The 19,247-nt window shown below is 59.3% G+C and carries 21 protein-coding genes; 19 read left to right on the forward strand and 2 right to left on the reverse strand.

Annotation, left to right across the window (positions count from 1 at the left end; genetic code table 11):
* Window positions 1–77 precede the first annotated feature (77 nt).
* Window positions 78–944 (reverse strand): aldo/keto reductase, encoded by an 867-nt coding sequence (locus FS804_RS22725; RefSeq protein WP_144579072.1) that lies wholly within the window; start codon window positions 942–944, stop codon window positions 78–80.
* Window positions 945–1,114: 170 nt separating this feature from the next.
* Between FS804_RS22725 and tehA the strand changes: the two genes are divergently transcribed.
* The 11 genes from tehA (at window position 1,115) to FS804_RS22785 (ending at window position 10,697) form a co-directional block, all read left to right on the forward strand.
* Window positions 1,115–2,110 carry a dicarboxylate transporter/tellurite-resistance protein TehA gene (tehA, locus tag FS804_RS22730; protein ID WP_144579073.1) on the forward strand — a complete coding sequence of 332 codons (996 nt, stop codon included), beginning with the start codon at window positions 1,115–1,117 and terminating at the stop codon, window positions 2,108–2,110.
* Window positions 2,111–2,321: 211 nt separating this feature from the next.
* A complete protein-coding gene (locus tag FS804_RS22735; RefSeq protein WP_144579074.1) occupies window positions 2,322–2,507 on the forward strand; it encodes a hypothetical protein in 186 nt (61 codons plus the stop codon).
* A 376-nt stretch (window positions 2,508–2,883) separates the two neighbouring features.
* A complete protein-coding gene (locus tag FS804_RS22745; protein ID WP_144579075.1) occupies window positions 2,884–3,834 on the forward strand; it encodes a GlxA family transcriptional regulator in 951 nt (316 codons plus the stop codon).
* An 82-nt stretch (window positions 3,835–3,916) separates the two neighbouring features.
* The gene (locus tag FS804_RS22750; RefSeq protein WP_144579076.1) at window positions 3,917–4,732 is read left to right on the forward strand and encodes an alpha/beta fold hydrolase; all 816 of its coding nucleotides are present in this window, start codon (window positions 3,917–3,919) and stop codon (window positions 4,730–4,732) included.
* A gap of 178 nt (window positions 4,733–4,910) precedes the next feature.
* Window positions 4,911–5,669, forward strand: a complete 759-nt coding sequence (locus FS804_RS22755) for an SDR family oxidoreductase (RefSeq protein WP_144579077.1) — start codon at window positions 4,911–4,913, stop codon at window positions 5,667–5,669.
* A gap of 61 nt (window positions 5,670–5,730) precedes the next feature.
* Window positions 5,731–6,933, forward strand: a complete 1,203-nt coding sequence (locus FS804_RS22760; protein WP_144579078.1) for an MFS transporter — start codon at window positions 5,731–5,733, stop codon at window positions 6,931–6,933.
* 92 nt (window positions 6,934–7,025) lie between these two features.
* Complete coding sequence (locus FS804_RS22765) at window positions 7,026–7,565, forward strand: carboxymuconolactone decarboxylase family protein (protein ID WP_144579079.1); 540 nt, start codon at window positions 7,026–7,028, stop codon at window positions 7,563–7,565.
* Window positions 7,566–7,706: 141 nt separating this feature from the next.
* On the forward strand, window positions 7,707–8,537 hold the full coding sequence (locus tag FS804_RS22770; RefSeq protein WP_144579080.1) for an alpha/beta fold hydrolase: 831 nt from the start codon (window positions 7,707–7,709) through the stop codon (window positions 8,535–8,537).
* Between the two features lie 36 nt (window positions 8,538–8,573).
* Window positions 8,574–9,293, forward strand: coding sequence for a hypothetical protein (locus tag FS804_RS22775; protein WP_144579081.1), 720 nt, complete (start codon window positions 8,574–8,576; stop codon window positions 9,291–9,293).
* Between the two features lie 91 nt (window positions 9,294–9,384).
* Window positions 9,385–9,567 (forward strand): heme-binding protein, encoded by a 183-nt coding sequence (locus tag FS804_RS22780; protein ID WP_144579082.1) that lies wholly within the window; start codon window positions 9,385–9,387, stop codon window positions 9,565–9,567.
* A gap of 305 nt (window positions 9,568–9,872) precedes the next feature.
* Complete coding sequence (locus tag FS804_RS22785; RefSeq protein ID WP_246665941.1) at window positions 9,873–10,697, forward strand: alpha/beta fold hydrolase; 825 nt, start codon at window positions 9,873–9,875, stop codon at window positions 10,695–10,697.
* A gap of 293 nt (window positions 10,698–10,990) precedes the next feature.
* Here the strand turns inward: FS804_RS22785 and FS804_RS22790 are convergent, their stop codons facing one another.
* Window positions 10,991–12,361, reverse strand: a complete 1,371-nt coding sequence (locus FS804_RS22790; RefSeq protein WP_144579083.1) for a PLP-dependent aminotransferase family protein — start codon at window positions 12,359–12,361, stop codon at window positions 10,991–10,993.
* A 260-nt stretch (window positions 12,362–12,621) separates the two neighbouring features.
* On the opposite strand from FS804_RS22790, the gene FS804_RS22795 reads away from it, so the two are divergent.
* From FS804_RS22795 to FS804_RS22830, 8 genes are all read left to right on the forward strand, one after another.
* The gene (locus FS804_RS22795; RefSeq protein WP_144579084.1) at window positions 12,622–13,104 is read left to right on the forward strand and encodes an MSMEG_0572/Sll0783 family nitrogen starvation response protein; all 483 of its coding nucleotides are present in this window, start codon (window positions 12,622–12,624) and stop codon (window positions 13,102–13,104) included.
* Between the two features lie 68 nt (window positions 13,105–13,172).
* Window positions 13,173–14,162 carry a Nit6803 family nitrilase gene (locus FS804_RS22800; RefSeq protein WP_144579085.1) on the forward strand — a complete coding sequence of 330 codons (990 nt, stop codon included), beginning with the start codon at window positions 13,173–13,175 and terminating at the stop codon, window positions 14,160–14,162.
* Complete coding sequence (locus tag FS804_RS22805; protein WP_144579086.1) at window positions 14,155–15,273, forward strand: MSMEG_0568 family radical SAM protein; 1,119 nt, start codon at window positions 14,155–14,157, stop codon at window positions 15,271–15,273. The genes FS804_RS22800 and FS804_RS22805 overlap by 8 nt, the downstream gene beginning before the upstream one ends.
* Complete coding sequence (locus tag FS804_RS22810) at window positions 15,270–15,809, forward strand: MSMEG_0567/Sll0786 family nitrogen starvation N-acetyltransferase (protein WP_144579087.1); 540 nt, start codon at window positions 15,270–15,272, stop codon at window positions 15,807–15,809. The genes FS804_RS22805 and FS804_RS22810 overlap by 4 nt, the downstream gene beginning before the upstream one ends.
* On the forward strand, window positions 15,809–16,780 hold the full coding sequence (locus FS804_RS22815; protein WP_144579088.1) for a sll0787 family AIR synthase-like protein: 972 nt from the start codon (window positions 15,809–15,811) through the stop codon (window positions 16,778–16,780). The genes FS804_RS22810 and FS804_RS22815 overlap by 1 nt, the downstream gene beginning before the upstream one ends.
* Window positions 16,773–17,051 carry an MSMEG_0570 family nitrogen starvation response protein gene (locus FS804_RS22820; protein WP_144579089.1) on the forward strand — a complete coding sequence of 93 codons (279 nt, stop codon included), beginning with the start codon at window positions 16,773–16,775 and terminating at the stop codon, window positions 17,049–17,051. Before FS804_RS22815 ends, FS804_RS22820 begins: the two co-directional genes overlap by 8 nt.
* An 11-nt stretch (window positions 17,052–17,062) precedes the next feature.
* Window positions 17,063–18,319 carry an MSMEG_0569 family flavin-dependent oxidoreductase gene (locus tag FS804_RS22825; RefSeq protein WP_144579090.1) on the forward strand — a complete coding sequence of 419 codons (1,257 nt, stop codon included), beginning with the start codon at window positions 17,063–17,065 and terminating at the stop codon, window positions 18,317–18,319.
* On the forward strand, window positions 18,316–19,158 hold the full coding sequence (locus tag FS804_RS22830) for a Pnap_2097 family protein (protein WP_233282535.1): 843 nt from the start codon (window positions 18,316–18,318) through the stop codon (window positions 19,156–19,158). The genes FS804_RS22825 and FS804_RS22830 overlap by 4 nt, the downstream gene beginning before the upstream one ends.
* Window positions 19,159–19,247: the final 89 nt, after the last annotated feature.

Below are 19,247 nucleotides of genomic sequence, written 5' to 3' on the forward strand. Positions count from 1 at the left end.
CGATTGTTTCTGGCACCGTGACCCACAACCTCGGAGCCATTGCCAAATGTCATAATCACTTGTGAGACCGATAAGGGTCAGGATTGGCGGCCGGCCTCATCCAGATCGCGGAACTCCTGATCGCTCAATTCCACACCGGCAGCCGCGACATTCTCCTCAAGATGCGCCACTCGAGACGTGCCCGGGATGGGCAGGATGACGGGGCTTCGTTTCAGAATCCAGGCAAGTGCCATTTGACTGGGTGAGGCACCCTTATGCGCAGCCAGGCGGGTCAGGATGGAACCGCTTTCAAGCAGGCGGCCCGCTGCAAGTGGATACCAGGGAATGAAACCAATGCCATTGGCCTCACAGTAGTCGAGAACGTCTTCACTGCCACGATCTGTCAAGTTGAACCGATTCTGCACGGTTGCGACCGGGAAGAAGGCCCGCGCGGCCTCTATCTCCTCAACGTTGACCTGGCTGAGACCGGCGTGACGGATGACGCCGGAGGAGAGCAGCTGCCTGATGGCATCGAACTGCTCGTCGCGCGGAACACGCGGGTCGATCCTGTGCAATTGCCAAAGATCGATGCGATCGACTCCGAGCTTCCATACGCTGCGATAGGCTTCCTGGATAAGATATTCCGGCCTGCCCAAAGGGTGCCATACATCCGGACCCGTCCGCACGAGACCCGCCTTCGTCGCGACGACAACATTGTTGTAGGGATGTAGCGCCTCGCGGATCAATTGTTCGGAAATGTCGGGTCCATAAGAATTGGCCGTATCGACAAAGGTGACACCGAGCTGCGGAAGCTGACGCAAGGTTTCCAGCGCACTCCCCCTATCGTCAGGTTCGCCCCAAATTCCACGTCCGGTAACCCGCATGGCGCCGAAACCAAGGCGGTTCACCTCCAAGTCTCCGCCTATGAGAAAGGTTCCAGATCGGCCGGCGTCGATGTGCAACATGATAATTCTCCTGTAGTGAATGGCTGCAATCAGCATGCAGCAGGACCGGCTGTCTTGATTGTCGAATGCTGTCTATTGCGGTCAGTGCTTGCGCCGATTGTATGGCGGGATCGTCCAATACCAGCGGGCAGCCTATGGACAATCCTTTTTCGCCAGACTTGGAGACTGCCATGAACGCCCTTCCATCGAACCTCACCGATACTCCCGGAGGCCTTTTGAGGCGACGACTGCCGGTCATTCCTGCCGCGTCCTTCGGCATTGTGCTAGGTCTCAGCGGCTTGGCAAATGCCTGGAAGGCGGCCGAGGCACTCTGGGGATTGCCACTCTGGCCTAGCCAGATCATCGGCCTGTTCACCATCTTCATCTGGTGCCTGCTGCTGGCCGGCTATGTCCTCAAGTGGGTCTTTTCCAGCGCCAAGGCGATCGAGGAACTGTCGCACCCGGTACAGTGCTGTTTCGTCGGCCTTATCGGCGTGTCCACGATGCTTGTTTGTGCACTGGCGTTGCCCTATTCGACGATTTCGGCAAACGTGCTCTTTTGGTCCGGCGCATCGTGGACGGTTGCGTTTGCTGTCTGGCGCACGGGTGCTCTATGGACAGGTGGGCGCGAGCCCACCACAACGACGGCAGTCCTATACCTTCCGACGGTTGCAGGCTCCTATGTCCTGGGTATCGTGGGCGCAACCCTTGGCTATGTAGACATGGCCCAACTAGCTTTTGGTGCCGGCTTCTTTTCCTGGCTCGCCATCGAGTCGGTTTTGCTGAACCGGCTGCTTACCGCACCAACGATGTCCGAGCCGCTTCGTCCGACTATCGGCATTCAGCTTGCGCCACCGGCGGTTGGCTGCCTTGCCTATCTGAGCGCCACCACAGGCCCGCCGGATATGCTCGCACATGCCATGCTGGGTTACGCGCTTCTTCAGTTGTTGCTGATTCTGAGAACGCTGCCATGGGTGATGAAGCTACCCTTCACCGCCGCCTATTGGGCCTATTCCTTCGGACTGACGGCGTCGGCGACGGCGATCATTCGTACGGTCGAACGCGGAGATACAGGGATAGTTGCAAGCCTCGCCCTACCCGTCTTCATGCTGGTCAACGCCGCTATCGCACTTCTTGTGATGCGTAGTCTAACCGCCGCTGCGCGCGGCAAGCTGTTCCCGCAGTGACGCAGGTCCCGGTCGTCTGCTCGTGGTCAGGATTTGAAGCCATCTCACCTTGGACAGTCCCCATTCCTGCTCTGGCCGACGTCACCAAGTGGGATGCCCGGCAAACCACGCAAGGAGCTGATCCCGGTTTCCGAGCGGTCGGAAACGGCTTCGCGATACAGGAGTTGACCGGGACTATCCAAACCAATTAAACGAGACGAAAGGAAGCTCAATGATCTTCAAGGCGCTGCTGACCTCCAAGGAAAGCGACAAGACGTTGACGAGCCTCGTCGATTTCAAGGATGAGGACCTAATGCTCGGAGACGTGATCGTGGCAGTGGACTACTCTGCTCTGAACTACAAGGACGCGGGCGCCATCACCGGCCGGATGGATGTCATTAACGCTCGCGGGGATTGACACTGTAAACGCTCCCAAAGCCGTGCGGGCGAGGCATGGTCGCGACTTGCCCGGAATCTCGACTTAAAAAGCTGGCGCGCACAACATCAGTAATCAATCTTGGCAATGTGCTGGATGCAGCAGTCCGATTGTTAAAGGGAGGTATCCAGGGCCGTACTGTCGTCGATGTCAACGCCTGACAACGCAGGATACGAGGCTTTGCGTTGGCTGGCACGGAGCAGCCAGAAACGTGCTGCGGCTAGCCTTCAAGGCGGCGGAAAATTATCCATTCGCGCTGCCGTCCAACAAACGACATTTCTTGTCTTCGATGTGAATAGCGTTTGTTCGATGAATGCGGTCGAATTAGTCTGAACCGTCAATTCGGGAAGGAAAGAAAATGCGACAGGTCGGTCTGGTCCTTGAAGACGGGTTCCAGCTCATGGGACTGGCAGCCCTTGCGGCTTTCGAACTCGCCAATGCCCAACTCGGGGAGGAAGGCTATCAGTTGACCGTCCTGTCGGAGAATGGCGGTACGGTCAGGTCCTCAATGAATACGGGCATCGAGACGGTGGCCCTTGGTGTGATGCCCGACACGCTGATGGTCGCGGGCGAACTCGTTCCTTCTCCCGTTTCTCCTGGGCTGCGTGGCTACTTGGCGCTAGCCGGAAGGGAAGCTCGCCGTGTCGCCGGAGTCTGCACGGGCGCATTCGTCCTCGCCGAGGCCGGTCTGCTGGACGGGCGCATGGCCACCACCCATTGGGCACACGCATCCACCCTCAGGTCTCGATTTCCAAGGGTCAACGTGGACGAGGATCGGATTTTTATCCGCGATGGCAATATATGGACCTCAGCCGGAATGTCCTCGGCCATCGACCTGACACTGGCGCTGATCGAGGACGATCATGGCCCGGCACTGTCGCGATCCATCGCCCGCAAGCTGGTCGTATATCATCGCCGCCCCGGCGGCCAGTCGCAATTCTCGGCGCTTCTGGAACTGGAGCCGCGCTCCGACAGGGTAAAGCGCGCCCTGTCCTATGCCCGTGAAAACTTGCGAAATGCACTGTCGGTCGAGGAACTGGCAGAAGCCGCCAGCCTGTCACCCCGGCAGTTCAGCCGGGTTTTTCGTGAGGAAACCGGTCAGTCGCCCGCGAAGGCCATCGAGATGCTTCGCTTGGAGGCCGCGCGCGTGATGCTTGAAGAGGGCCGACATCCGATGGACATCGTTGCCCGCGACACCGGATTTGCCGACCGTGACCGAATGCGCCGTGCTTTCCTTCGCAGCTACGGGCAGCCGCCAGCGAGCTTGAAGCGCAGCCTCAAACTGATGGAAGACAGCACGGCAGCGTGACTGCATTCACCGCCTCTATGTCATTTCAGCCAACCATAGCCCACGCTAACCTGCCGCCATTCCCACGGAATGGAGAAGCAACATGGAGAAGATTTCACGTAACGGCTGGCTGGATACAAGCCACGGCCGCCTTGCCATCAGGCAGGACGGACCCTATGGCGGCATCCCCTTAATCCTGCTGCAGCGGTTTCGCGGCACAATGGACGATTGGGATCCGGCATTCATCAGGTCCATATCCGCCGATCGGCGCGTCATCCGCTTTGACAGCGCAGGTATTGGCCGATCCGAAGGACGCGTGCCCGAGACGATTGCGGGAATGGCTGCGGTTGCGGCTGAGGTGATCGTCCGGCTGGGATTCAACCAAGCAGATGTTCTTGGTTGGTCGCTCGGCGGTGTCGTGGCGCAGCAACTGGCTCTTGATGCCCCTCACCTCATCCGCCGACTGATCGTAGCCGGGTCCAGCCCGGGCGGCATCACCGATGGACCCCAGCCACATCCGCGCGTGCCACAGGTCATGACACGTAGCGTCAACGACGAACCGGATTTCCTCTTCCTTTTCTATCCCGAAACGGAAACCGCCGTTTCCTGTGGTAAGGCGTCGATCGCCCGGATTGCGGCGCAGCTCGACCCCGGGCCGGCAGTTACCGCCGAGGCCTTCATGGCGCAGATCAAGGCGATCTCCAGTTGGCCGGGGACCCTGGCCCGCGCGAAGGATCTACGCATGCCGATCCTGGTCGCCAACGGTGCCCATGATGTGATGCTCCCCGCCTACCGCTCCTTCGTTCTTTCACAGCAGGCGCCTGACGCCAGGCTGATCCTTTATCCGGATGCAGGCCATGCCTTCCTGTTTCAGGAGATCGATGATTTCGCGACACAGATCGATCTATTCCTCGCCTGAAGCCACAGCAACGTGAGAGCAGATTTAGACAATACCCGGCCACCGCGCCGGGTCTTTTATGTCCTCATTAAAGTCCATGTCCTGAATTGCCGTTTATACGACATTTGAGACTAGAGATCTGGCAAGCATATTGGGCTCACCGAAAGCGCCACGGTGGCGCAGCAGAAAGGACGATCCCATGCAAATGACCGGCAACACAATCTTCATTACCGGCGGGACCTCAGGCATTGGCCGGGCGCTCGCCGAGGCCTTCCATCGGCTCGGCAACAAGGTCATCATCGCCGGCCGGCGAAAGGCGTTGCTTGACGAGGTGAGCTCCGCCCATCCCGGCATTGACGGTGTGAAGCTCGATATCTCTGATGCGGCCGACATCGACCGTGTCGCCGCGCAACTGATCCGCGACTACCCCACCTTGAACGTCCTGATCAACAATGCCGGTATCATGCCGTTCGACGATCCTGCGAACCGCATTGATGATGCCACATCGCGCCGCATTCTGGACACAAACCTGCTCGGCCCGATCCGCTTGACGTCCGCGTTGATCGAGCATCTCAAGGCTCAGCCGCGAGCGACGATCATCTACAACACCTCGGTCCTCGCCTATGTGCCGATCGCCACCAATGCAGTCTATTCGGCATCGAAAGCCGCACTGCATTCCTACGCCCTGTCGCAGCGCTTCATGCTGAGGGATACAAGTGTGACGGTGCAGGAAATCGCGCCGCCGTGGGTGGATACCGATCTTATCAAGAAGAGCGGCGATCCGCGCGCCATGCCGTTGGATGCCTTCATAGCAGAAACCATGAATGGTCTTGCGACCGAAGCGCCGGAAGTCTTCGTGGAGGGTATCCGCGCCCTGCGAGACAATCCCGGCCTTAATGAACATGCGCTGGTTAACGGCTTCAACGCCCAGATTGCCGCAAACCCGATCCCCGTTTGACATCTGTCGTAGCACCGGAGCCTGAGCGAGTTTTAGGCTCCGCGTCAGAAAGATTTCCCTCATGTCCCTGTCGCCCACCCAAACATCCCATGCCGCACTGGTTCCGGCAGGGTTCCTTGCACTTGGGACCTTTGCCATCGGTACCGAGGGCTTCATGATTGCGCCCCTGCTCCCGGTCATGGCTGAAGATTTCCGGATGGCTGTACCGACGGTGGCCCTCCTGGTTGTCGTGTTCACCTTGGTGCTGGCCGTATCCTCACCGATCACCACCGTTGCAACCGGCAGGCTGCGGCGGCGAAAGGTACTGCTGATCGCTATGCCGATCTTTGCCATCGGCAACCTCGTTGCGGCGATCTCGTCTTCCTTCGCCGTGCTGATGGGCGCGCGGGTTCTTATGGCCATCGGTGCGGGCCTCTATGTGCCAGCCGCAAATGGTCTTGCCGGCGTCATCGTGGCCCCGGAAATGCGCGGTCGGGCGCTCGCCATCGTCAGTGCTGGCCAGACCTTGGCCATCGCAATTGGCTTGCCGCTGGGCGGTCTGATCGGCCATGCTTTTGGATGGCGGGCAACCTTCCTGCTGGTGGGCGCCATGAGCGTCACCGCGATTGCCGGCATCCTTGGAGGGATTTCGCGCGATGCCGGCCAAGGAATAGGGGTTGCAAGCCTGAGGGATCGTGTCCTCGTGACCCGTCAGCGTCCGGTTCTGCGACTGCTGGCCATCAGTCTCTTCTGGTCAATCGGTGCTTTTGCCGCCTATCCCTATATCGCCGAATATCTCATCGCCGTGCTCTCCTTCGGGCCGATGGCAATTACCGCGACTGTTTCACTCTGGGGACTGTCAGCCGCAGCCGGCGTGATGACCGGAGGGATCCTGAACGACCGCTTCGGCGCGGACCGTGTTGTGCACTGGTCGCTCGGTCTGTTGGGACTGTCCTTCTTGGTACTCGCAATAGCTTCTGGCCTGCCGCCAACATTCTCGCTGATCCCCGTGCTCAGTGCCGTTGTTCTCTGGGGCTTTACCGTCTGGTCGTTCTTTCCGGCACAAATGTCGCGGCTGATCGGAGCCGGACCACCATCTCAAGCGCCCGTCGCCTTGGCACTCAATACATCTACAATGTACTTCGGGTTCTCCGTCGGAAGCGCGCTCGGCGCGACCGTACTCGGCATGGGCGCCATCTGGAGCATCGGCGCGCTGGCTGCGGCAGCAGAACTGATCGCTGCAGCCCTGAACGCCTCGGCCTCCAAAAAAACCAATCCGCAATAGGCGCTACCGCTCCGGCCACGCCCAATTCACTGAATCATCCTCTTCCAACCGCGATTGATCGCCTCGGAAACCAACTCAATAGGAGCAACCAAATGACCTCTCGTATCGATACACCCGCCGCCGCCGCTGCCTCCGGCGAAACGGCCGAAGTCTTTGCGGCGATCCGCAAATCCGTCGGCACGGTGCCTAATGCCTATGCCGCCATCGGCGCCCTGAATACGCCAGCCCTGCAGGCAATACTCTCAGCCGACGCTGCACTTGCCCGCGGCGCGCTGTCAGCCCAGGACCGCGAAACTGTCAAGCTCGTGGTCAGCACGATTGCCGGCTGCGATTATTGCGTGGCGGCCCATAGCCTTGCCGGGAAGGCGTCCGGCATTCCCGCTGACACGGTGCGCGCAATCCGGGCGCTGGAACCGACGGGTGATGCACGCCGCGATGCACTGGTCCGGTTTGTCCGTGTCGTTCAGGAGAGCAGCGGAACAATCGATCAGGCTGAGCTCCATGCGTTACGCGCCGCTGGCTTTCCGGACGAGGCCGTTGTCGATATCGCCCTGGCGATTGCCATCATCACTTTCACCAACGTCTTCAACCGCGTCAACGACACCACCGTGGATTTTCCGGCCCTCAAGTGATGCTCCCTGCCCCTCCACATGGCACCGTCATATCGAGGGGCGTCCCGAACGCCGTCTTCTCATTTCGAACGGCTCTGCCCACGCTATCGTCCCCCCAACCATCCACGCCTCGGTCGCGGATGACCGCAGAAGGACCAGATCATGAGCACAACCCTCCAGACCGCGCCGACCTTCTATGTTGAAACAGGCGGCATCCGTTTCGCCTATCGCAAGCTCGGACCCGAAAGCGGTATCCCGCTGGTCTTCCTCCAGCATTTTACCGGCACCATGGACGCCTGGGATCCACGCGTCGTCAATGCACTGGCCGCGGACCGCCCGGTCATTCTATTCAACAATGCGGGCGTCGGTACATCGACTGGCACCGTGCCCGATACCATCGAGCAGATGTCCGCCGATGCGGAGAACTTCATGGTGGAGCTTGGCCTGAGCGAAGTCGATCTTCTCGGGTTCTCGCTCGGCGGCTTTCTCGCTCAGGTGATCGCCACCCGTTCGGTGGTCAAGGTCCGCAAGCTCATCGTCGCCGGCTCTGCCCCCAGAGGCGGAGAGGAACATCTCCTTGAGGTGGTGGGAGAGGCATTCTCGAAGAACGCCCGCGACGTGCGCCTTCCTCTCTTCTTCACGCCAAGCGAGGCAAGTCAGGAAGCCGGGGCAGCCTTTGTCGACCGGACAATCGCGCGAACAAAAAATCGGGACCGGGAAAGCGGTGAAGCCGTCAGCAATCCGCAGGCGGCTGCGATCATCGCATGGTGCGCAAACAAGGATGACGGACATGCAACACTGAGGGCAATTCGTCAGCCCACCCTCATCGTTCATGGCAGCGACGACACCATGTTTCCCTCAATCAACGCCTACGAGATGTTCAAGCATATGAGCAGCGGTACGCTGATCATCTATCCCGACTCCGGCCATGGCGCCCTGTTCCAGTATGCCGACACCTTCGTTGCTCACGTCCGGACCTTCCTCGACGCTTGAACGGACGCCCGCACCAGATTCGAAAGGACCTCGTCTATGATTACCCTCGCGCAGAAAATCATCGATGCCCATGGCGGCCTTGACACATGGAAGACATTCTCCAGCCTGACCGCTCATCTAAAGCAGGGTGGTGCGCTCTGGCACCTCAAGGGCCAGGGCGGCAAGCTCGACGAGACCGATGTCACGGTCGGGCTCGGCGATGAATGGGCTTCACACCATCCATTCGGCGCCGACGGCAACGTCACCCTTTTCCGGCCCGACAAGGTCGAGATCAAGGACAGCACGGGCCGGGTGCTTGAGGAACTCGATGCGCCGCGTGACTCCTTCGCCGGCCACACGCTCGAGACGCCGTGGACGGAGCCGCAGCTTGCCTATTTTGCCGGGATTGCGATGTGGACCTATCTTAACATGCCGTTCCTGCTGGCCGCACCCGGCGTCGTTAGCGAGCAGCTGGCAGACTGGAACGAAAATGGCGAGACCTGGCAGCGCCTGAAGGTGACCTTCCCGAAGGAGATCGCGACCCACAGCGCCCTACAGACACTTTATGTCGATGTGGACGGCTTGCTGAAGCGCCACGACTATGATGTCGAAATCGCCGGTAATACGCCCGGCGCCCACTACATCGCCGGCTATACGACGGTTTCGGGAATCAGATTCCCAACCGAGCGGCGCATCTTCCCGCGTCAGCCCGACGGTGAATCGCGTCCCGAGCCTCTCGTCGTGTCGATCGACCTTTCTGACATCAAGCTGCGTTGAGTGCCAGCCTACAATAGCAATGCTCTCCATCCTCTGAGAAAACCGCGATGTATGTTCCCCAAGTAAGTTTGACGCCGCCAAGGCAGCCATCATGGCAGCAGCAATCAAGACGGCCGAGATCGGCATCCGTGCGACCATCGTCGTGCTCGATCGGGGTGGAGAGCAGATCACCATGGCGCGCATGGATCAAGCCGGGCCTGGCGCCTTTGATCTGGCGCGGGGCGAGGCTGAGACGGCCCGGTCGTTTCATGCACCGCAGCATTTGTCCAGTTGATCCAACCGGACGCCAGTCTATTTGCGGTCGGGAATGTCGACGCCGGCAAGTATGCCATTCTTCCCGGCGGCCTTCCCATCGAGCGGGAAGGACACGTCACTGGAGCTGCCGGTTAAATCGGCGGCTTTGGTGAACAGGACGCACTGATAGCTGCAACTGCACTCGAAACAGCCGTCTCTGAGCAACAGGAAAAACCGTAATCAGCTGACACCGGCGACCACCACAATGATCTGGTCGTCCGCAATGACGGAAGCGACCGTATGGGGTTCGCATATCGAAAAGGGACATCCGTTATGACTACTCACATGTTGATGCCGAAAGATGCTTCGTTCACTGAGATCGATGGCTTGAAAATCCGAATGGTACGATCCGCTTCGCAGGACGGAGTACCGATACTTATGACGGCGCCCTGGCCAGAAAGCATTTATGCATTCAATGTCCTGTGGCCGCGGATCTGTGGCATAGGTCCCGTCACCGCCGTCGATCTTCCAGGCTTTGGCATGTCCGAGAGTCGTCCGGATCTTATGTCGCCCGAGGCAATGGGCCGATTCCTCATCCGGACGATGGACGAAGTGGGCATCGAGCGAGCGCATGTCATTGCGCCCGATGTCGGCACGCTTGCCGCGCTCTTCGCTGCGAGCAGCAATCCGGAACGGTTTGAAAGTATCGTCGGTGGTAGCGGCGGCATTAGTATGGATCTTCTGGGCGAGCCCTTGCGGCAGATTGTTGAGTCCTCGCGGGACGACTTCGCTGGCTCCGATGGCGGTGAACAAGTATATCAGCTTGTGAAGACCATGGCGCGGACGACAATTCCCGAGATCATTCTGGAGGATTACCGAGCGTCATCCAAAGGACAGCGCTGGAACGAGGTTGCGGATTTTGTCCGCGCCTATCCTCGCGACCTTCCCCGTCTCGCCGAGTTGCTGCCCACAATAGGGACGCCGACCCTGGTAGTTTCGGGAAAAGACGATCCATTCGTTCCACCTTCGAACGGGCAGTTTCTGGCGGAAAGCATGCCGCATTGCCGAGCCGTTGTAGTGAGGGCCGGCCACTTCGTCTGGGAAGATGCTGCTGAGACCTATGCTTCGCTGATTTCCAGTTGGATCTCCCGGGACTATCGCGATATCTGATACGGACTGGGTGACTGTGCCTTCACTACAAGCCATCCATCACTCCGGGGAGCAGCGTTAGTTGAATGCTACGCCCTATCGACAGCGCAGACGCTTTTATCCTTTGAAATGCCCGCCTAAAAAGCCAAAACCAACATAGACGAATGTTCTATTGCCTACAGGATCGGCGGCGTATTTCGGCACGATGTGACGAGGTTGCAGTCAGCTTTTCCTCAGCCGCCGCTTTCGCCGCAATCAATCTGCTGGGGGAATTTGATCGAGGCTTCTCCCTGTGACGATGGTGCGAGCCTGGTTCAGCCCATCCAGCCACCGTCGGAAAGCGAGTTCGCCATGAATAGCAATCCGGCGCGCAGTTGCTCGCGGTTGACGATGCCCCCAAGACACACTCTGACATGCTCGTCAGGTGCGCCAAGAACAGTAAATGCGTCTGACGGCATCAACCCGACATGACGACCGGCCATCCGTCCCATAAGTTCCGCTCTGCTGAAACCCTTGGGCAGCTTTAGCCATATGCTGAAAGCCTCAGGTTCGCCTCTGACATCTAAGTCAGGAAGCGCTTCGATGGCAATCTTATGTCGGGCTGAGCTTTCCGCACGGACAAACCGGCGAATGGCATCGGCCGTACCATCCTCGATCCACCGCGTCGCCAGTGCCATGCATATTGGCGACGGCATGACAGCGCTGGCCCGTAATGCCTGGGCCAGTGAATAGGCGGCTCTGGCGTTAGGAGAAACTGTGTAGGCAAGGCGCAGACCTGCTCCAAGGCATTTCGCGAGGCCCCCGATGTGCCAGGTGAAGTCGGGAGCAAGCGTAGCAAAAGGTACGGGCGCCGTTGCGGGAATGAAGCCGTATGCATCATCCTCTATCAAAGGCAGTCTATGCCGCAGGACAACCTCGGCAATCTGCATTCGCCGCTCGCGTGGAATGGTCAGCGTCGTTGGATTATGGACCGTGGGATTGAGATACAACGCTTTCGGTTGATGCAAGTGGATGGCGGCGTCAAGCGCGTCCGGCAGAATGCCGGAAGTGTCCATCGGAATTCCCACAAGTTGCAATCCCATGCGTGCTGCGATCGCCCGCAAACCGGGATACGTCACCGCCTCGCACAAGATCACATCGCCCGGTCTCGTCATCGTCGAGAAAAGCGCTGTCATCGTCGCGTGCGCTCCCGGGGTAATCGCGATCCGCTCGAGACTTGGCACCATCCCCCTCTTCGACAGCCAGGACGATGCCGCGGCTTTATCTTGTTCTCCGCCGGTCGTCGACTGGTAGCGGAGAAGGGAAATAAGGTTTGCGGAAACAGTCTGCAGTCCTTCTTGCATTCTCGCGACGAGCTCCGGATCCTGTGGCTCTGGAGGCATGTTCATCGACAGATCCTCGTCCCCGGCGCGGCGCGGATCGATACGATGCTCCTCTTTCGCGCGGCCGAGTGCAAAGGTACCTCTTCCGACGTGGCTTTCCACGAGACGTCTGGAATGCGCCTCGGCGTAGGCGCGGCTGACTGTCGTGAAGTCTATCTTGAGACGCTCGGCGAGCCTGCGTTGTGGCGGCAATCGATCACCAGCGGCAATATCGCCTCGCTTGATCGCCAGTTCGATCGCGTCAGCAATCTGGAGATAACGAGGCTTGCCGTCAGGACGAAGTTCAGGGAGCCACTTCAACATTTCATCTTGCCTCAAATATTGATTGTTTCACATTGTATGGATAGCACGAGGCGGATTCAAGTGTTGATTTCGCGACGAGCCTGAGATCATAAATTGGGCATAAACGCCGATTTTCGAGCTGTTAATTGAGCAGAGCGTATGTTCCGTATGCAGAATTACGGTTCATCAAAGAAATATTGTATGCACAATGAACTGCTTATTGATTCATACAATTTCGCTCGTATCGTTTCTGTATCAACCCCGCGTAAGGAGATGCAGACATGCCTGAAGTAACGCAGCCGCCGCATAAGGATGGTGACTTCTTTGTCGACTACGAGTCCAAGGTTTTCGAGGATGTTAAGGCCGATCCCGGTGATAAGGCACTCGTAACCTTCCATACGGTGGCGTTCGAAGGCTCCATCGGGCTCGTGAACATCCTCAATGCCATTCGCCTGCAGCGGAAAGGCTACGAGACTTCCATCCTTCTCTACGGTCCGGGCGTGACATTGGGGATCCAGCGAGGTTTTCCCAAACTCGGCGATGAAGCCTTCCCCGGTCACCTGAATTTCAACAAGAACCTTGAGCGCTTCATGAAAGAAGGCGGCAAGGTCTACGCCTGTCGCTTCGCGCTTCAGGCTCTTTATGGGCACGGCGAACCGGCTCTGATCCCCGGCATCATCCCGATCCTACCTCAGGACGTGCTGGACTGCGTGCTTCTGCACAAGAAAGCCAACGCCCTGATCATCGATACATGGACCGTCTGATTTGACCTTGGCACCCCGCTCGACAGCGAACGGGGTGCACTGTTCCAGGTTACTCAAAGGAGCCAGTCATGCCCAAAACAGTACGTGCCGCCGCCGTCCAGATAGCACCCGACCTTACGTCGCGCGCCGGCACTGTCGAGCGGGTCTTGAATGCGATCGCCGAAGCCGCTGACAAAGGCGCGGAGCTGATCGTATTTCCCGAGACGTTCGTGCCCTGGTATCCCTATTTCAGCTTCGTTTTGCCACCCGTTCAGCAAGGCCCAGAGCACCTGCGGCTTTATGAGGAGGCGGTCACGGTACCATCTGCGGAAACGCGGGCTGTCGCTGACGCCGCGCGCAAGCGCAATGCCGTCATCGTTCTTGGCGTGAACGAACGGGACCACGGCTCGCTCTACAACACCCAGCTGATCTTCGACGCGGATGGCAGCCTGAAACTCAAGCGCCGCAAGATCACGCCGACCTATCACGAGCGGATGATCTGGGGCCAGGGCGATGGCGCCGGTCTGAAGGTTGTCGACACTGCCGTCGGTCGCATGGGGGCCTTGGCATGCTGGGAGCATTACAATCCTCTGGCGCGCTATACGCTGATGGCCCAGCATGAGGAAATTCACGCCTCGCACTTTCCCGGCTCTCTGGTGGGTCCAATCTTCGGCGAACAGATCGAAGTCACCATGCGCCACCACGCGTTGGAATCGGGCTGTTTTGTAGTCAATGCCACCGGCTGGCTGAACGAGGGGCAGATCGCATCTATTCATCCAGACCCCGCCTTGCAGAAGGGGCTGCGCGATGGGTGCATGACCTGCATCATAACCCCGGAAGGCCGCCACGTCGTACCGCCCCTGACCTCGGGCGAAGGCATCTTGATCGGCGATCTGGACATGCGGCTCATTACCAAGCGCAAGCGGATGATGGATTCGGTCGGACACTATGCTCGGCCCGAACTGCTGCATCTTGTCCATGACACGACGCCCGCACGCGCACGCGAGCAGGTCGGCCTTTCAGGCGATTTTTCCGATGCGGAGCAAGACAAGCTATTTGAGGAGGTTCAAGATGCGTGAGCTGCCATCGATAGATCCGGAACTCATCAACGACCTCCAGACGCGAGGAATGCGTCTCGTCGATCCGCGGGCCGGCCACGAGAGCAGGCGCGGCGGCGCAGGCCCCTCGGACCATAAGGCCGTCAATTTCGGCGACACAACCGTCATGGTCCCGGTACATACCGCACCTGCATTCGACAGTCCCTATCTGGTGGAGGCGCCCGATGCCGACGGCCGTGCGCGCATCACCAGGGAAGGATCCGAGGTCGCCCGAATTCGATTTCCCAATCGTCCGCGATTCTATGATCTGACGACTGCAGACGGCATTCCGTACAACAAGATCGCTGTTCTCCATTCGCGCGATGTGCTCGCCACGACCATTCTGCAGACCTGCATCCGCTATGAAAGCCGCAAGAAGACCTGTCAGTTCTGTTCGATCGGCCAAAGCCTTGCAGCCGGCCGGACTGTCGCGCACAAAACCCCCGCGCAACTGGCGGAGGTCGCAAAGGCGGCCGTCGAACTCGACGGCGTGAAGCACATGGTGATGACCACCGGCACGCCTGCGGGCAAGGACCGTGGTGCTGCCGTTTTGGCAGAGAGCGCGCGCGCGGTTAAGGCCGTCGTCGACCTGCCTATCCAGGTGCAATGCGAGCCGCCGGAAGACGATATCTGGCATGAACGGATGAAGGATGCGGGCGCGGACGCGCTTGGAATGCATCTTGAAGCGGTGACACCCGAAGTCCGGGAGCTGATCATGCCGGGCAAGGCCAGCGTTCCGCTTGAAAAGTACTTTTCGAGCTTCGAGGCTGCAGTGAAAGTCTTCGGGCGAGGACAGGTCTCGACGTATATTCTCGCGGGGCTGGGCGATACGCGTCAAGCCATCCTCGATATGTCGACTCGACTGGTCGCAATGGGCGTCTACCCATTCGTCGTACCGTTCGTACCGATCTCCGGAACGCCGCTCGAAAGTCACCCCGCACCGAAATCCGATTTCATGGCATCCATCCTTGCGCCATTGTCCCAGATCGTCATCGACGGCGGGTTGAAGGCCTCGGACATCAAGGCCGGTTGCGGCAAATGCGGCGCTTGCTCGGCCCTTTCGACCTATGAAAAGCTGAGGATCCCGGCATGAGCCTCATGGATCACTCCACCTTCATCAGCCCTGAATTCATCATCCGGGCAGCAACTGAAACCTGGGAACTTCAAGGGGTATCTCGTCTCCGACACCAGGTGTTTGTAGACGAACAGCGCATCTTCGTCGGCAGTGACCATGACGAAATCGACGCTAGCGCCCTCCCCCTTGCGGCAATCGCTACGTTGGCGGCCGAACCTGCAGAAGTTGTGGGGACTGTCAGGATCCACGAGCCCACGCCCGGTATCTGGTGGGGCTCGCGCCTTGCGGTCGCTCCGGCATATCGCAGAGTTGGTCGGCTGGGACCGGAACTGATCCGGTTGGCGGTGAGTACCGCGAATGGCCTCGGGTGCAGTGAGTTTCACGCCCATGTCCAGCTTCAGAACGTACCTCTTTTTCGCCGGCTGCATTGGGAGCCGCAAGGAGAGATCGAACTGCATGGCGTGCGCCACATGCACATGCTGGCTTCACTCGATCACTATCCCCCCATATGCGACCCGACCATCGGCTGGTCCGCCAGAGCACGGAGGCCATGATGGACGTACATGCCCTGGCGGCAGCACTCGCAGCCCACCCCTCGATCCGCAGCAAACTTGGCATAGCAGGCACGACACGAGCGCTCTCGATATCAGCCGGGACGGCGGGAATGCCGGGCGACGACGCCGCCGCAATTGCGGCTCCGGATGGGACCTGGGATCTGCTGGCGGGGGAAGGTTTCATTCCGCAATTCGTGCAAGACGATCCGTGGTTCGCCGGGTGGTGCGGCGTGATGGTCAATCTCTCGGACATCGCAGCCATGGGAGGGCGTGCGACCGCGCTGCTCGATGCCGTGTGGGCACCGGACGCGGCGTCTGCCGACCCCCTTCTTACTGGCCTCCGCGACGCAGCGATGGCCTATGGTGTGCCGATCGTCGGCGGACACACGAACCTCCGCAGCAAAGATCTCAATCTTGCAGTTTCGGTGATGGGACGTGCAAAGAAGCTGATTTCCAGCTTTGCAGCCGCCCCTGGAGATCTGCTTATCGCAGCCATCGATCATCGCGGGCAGTATCGGCCAAGTTTCGACAACTGGTGCGCCGCCCTTGATGCGCCCCATGAACGGCTGCGCCGCGACTACGAGATCCTTCCGGAGCTTGCCGAGGCCGGTCTGGTGGATGCCGGAAAGGACATCAGTCAGGGCGGTATTGTCGGCACAGCGCTGATGCTAGCGGAATCGTCACGCTGCGGCTTCGATATCGCGCTGGCCGACATCCCGCTTCCGCAAGGCGTTCAACTCGAACGCTGGCTGCGCAGCTTCCCGAGCTTCGGCTTTCTCCTTTCGGTCCGCCCGGAACGGGCAGAAGAGGTCTGCGACGTGTTTGCTGCTCGGGGCATCAGCGCAGCTGCCATCGGTCATGCAACGGACAGCTCCCGGATCGATCTAACGAGCGGTGGCGCCCGGGCAACTTTCTGGGACTACGCGGCAGCCCCCTATATCGCGCTCGCAAAGGAGATCGCCCATGCCTGAAGTACGCTTTACCATTCGATGGCCTGATGGCATGGAGGAGAGCTGCTACTCGCCCTCGACCGCCATAACGCGCCATCTCGAAGCCGGATGCACCTATCCGCTGACCGAATTTGTCGAACGTGCCCGCACCGGTCTGAACGAAGCATCGGACCGCGTCACGGCGAAATTCGGCTTCGCCTGCTCCTCCGCACTCGACCAACTGGCAAAGATTGAAACGACAGCCGCCTCTCAGCCGGCTGACGCCGAAGTTACATGCCTCTCGATGTCATGAAAGGGTTCATTATGACCGACGCCACTGTACCGCACGTACCAGTTCTCATCATCGGGGGCGGCCAGGCTGGCCTTTCGGTCAGTTGGTATCTGATGAAGGAAGGAATCGAACACATCGTTCTCGAGCGCCACCGGAAGTTCGAAAGCTGGCGCAACAATCGCTGGGACAGTTTCTGTCTGGTCACACCGAATTGGCAATGCCGCCTGCCTGGCTGGCACTATAAAGGCGCGGATCCCGATGGTTTCATGCTCAGGCAAGAGATCGTAGACTATCTGGATGGCTTTGCAGAAAGCTTCAACCCGCCGGTCCGTGAAGGGGTGGACGTCACGCATGTCTCCCCTCGCGAAGGCGGCGGATACTGGATCGAGACCAGCTCTGGCACCTTGACTGCAGATCAGGTTGTGGTTGCGACAGGCGGGTATGACAATCCAATCGTGCCGTCCTACGCGGCAGATCTGGACGCCTCTATCCTACAGATGCACTCGCGCGATTACCGGCGTCCGTCGCAACTGCCAGATGGCGGAACCTTGATTGTAGGCACAGGGCAATCTGGCGTGCAGATCATGGACGACTTCCATCTGGAAGGTCGTCCGGTGCATCTTGCCGTAGGGCCGGCCCCGCGCAGCCCGCGCAAATATCGTGGGCGCGACGCGACAGATTGGCTTTACGATGCAGGAACCTATGCCGTCACGATCGATAGCCATCCCGATCCTGTAAAAGCGCTCACCCAGACGAACCATTACATGTCCGGGCGCGACGGCGGCAAGGAGATCGATCTGCGCAAATACGCCCTGGAGGGCGTGCGGCTATACGGATCTGTCGCGGGCGGCTCCGGCACAACGATGACGTTCCTGCCCGACCTTGAGAAGAACCTCGATGATGCTGACCGGAGCTACCTGGGTATACGTAAGCAGATCGATGCCTGGATCGCCGCGCAGGCAATCGATGCTCCGGAGGAACCCCCTTTCGAAAAGGTCTGGCGTCCCGCTCAAGAAATCACCGAAGTTGATCTCGCGGAGGCAGGCATAACGTCGATCATTTGGGCAATCGGTTTCCGTCCGGATTATTCGTGGTTGAAGGTCGACTGCCTGGATCAGCGAGGCAAGCCTGTGTTCCGTCGCGGCGTAACGGATGCACCGGGTCTTTATTTCATAGGTCTTGGCTGGTTGAACACTTGGGGCTCGGGCCGATTTCTTGGCATCGACGAGGACAGCCAGTATCTCGCCGAACAAATAGTGGCACTCCAAAAGGACAGGCTGGCCGCATGAGCACCTTTCAGCTCGCCAGGCATGAAGGAACGGAGCTTATCGAACGCCACGTTCTAGGCATGGCGGAAATGGGCTACAGCGGCATTTCGGAGCAATGGCTCAAGCGACGTGCCGGTGATTTGCACTGGCGGCTCATCGCGCGCGCCATGGGACAGCGGGATGCAGTTTTCACTTGCTCAGAGGGCGAGCCACTCTATGCGGCTTTTCGTGCGACCAGCTTGCAGCTCGTAAGACCCCATCTCCCCCGCCTGGGTGGGGAGATGACACTCGCCGCCGATCTCTACCGCGTCGGCCACGGGCGTCTGGCGTCACTTCTCCGCATCACCGCAGGCGGCGATACAGTAGGTCGCATGATTTTGGTCTCGACCTTTGTGGGACGCTCTGAACCCGGCGTCAACCGATCCGTCGTCCGAAGGAGCCCGCGAGCTTTGGCGATGCCGCCTGAGGCTCCCCTCGCGGTTCGTCGCGTTGCCGAGACGGCCTCGGCCGCCGCGCGAGACATTCGCAACAACCATCTTAAACTCTCCGCGATGTCACAAACCCAGATGGTCCTGCCGTGCCCGACGACAGACTTCAATGCCGCAGGACTTCTCTATTTCCCGAGCTACAGCGCATTGGCAGATCGGGGATTGTTTCAAGCAGGGGAGATGCACCCTGCAATGATCACCTCGCGGAATGTGGTTTATCTCGGCAATGCGGAGCCGGGAGAATGGATCGAGATCAGCTTCAAGAAGCTACCTTCAGGGCATGATGTCTTCCTGAAAGATTCAGACTTCAGACCGCTGGCGTTGATGCGGGTACGCTTTAATTGTGGCAGCGACAGCTCTGTAACCTCTTAACAGCGCGACGCTGTCAACAAGGAGTGCCGAGTCAAATGCGGCTACGGCAACTCACGCGATACCGCCTCATTAGTCTAGCTCTTGATGCG

This window comes from Agrobacterium sp. DE0009, assembly GCF_007680755.1.
Lineage (GTDB): Bacteria > Pseudomonadota > Alphaproteobacteria > Rhizobiales > Rhizobiaceae > Agrobacterium > Agrobacterium tumefaciens_B.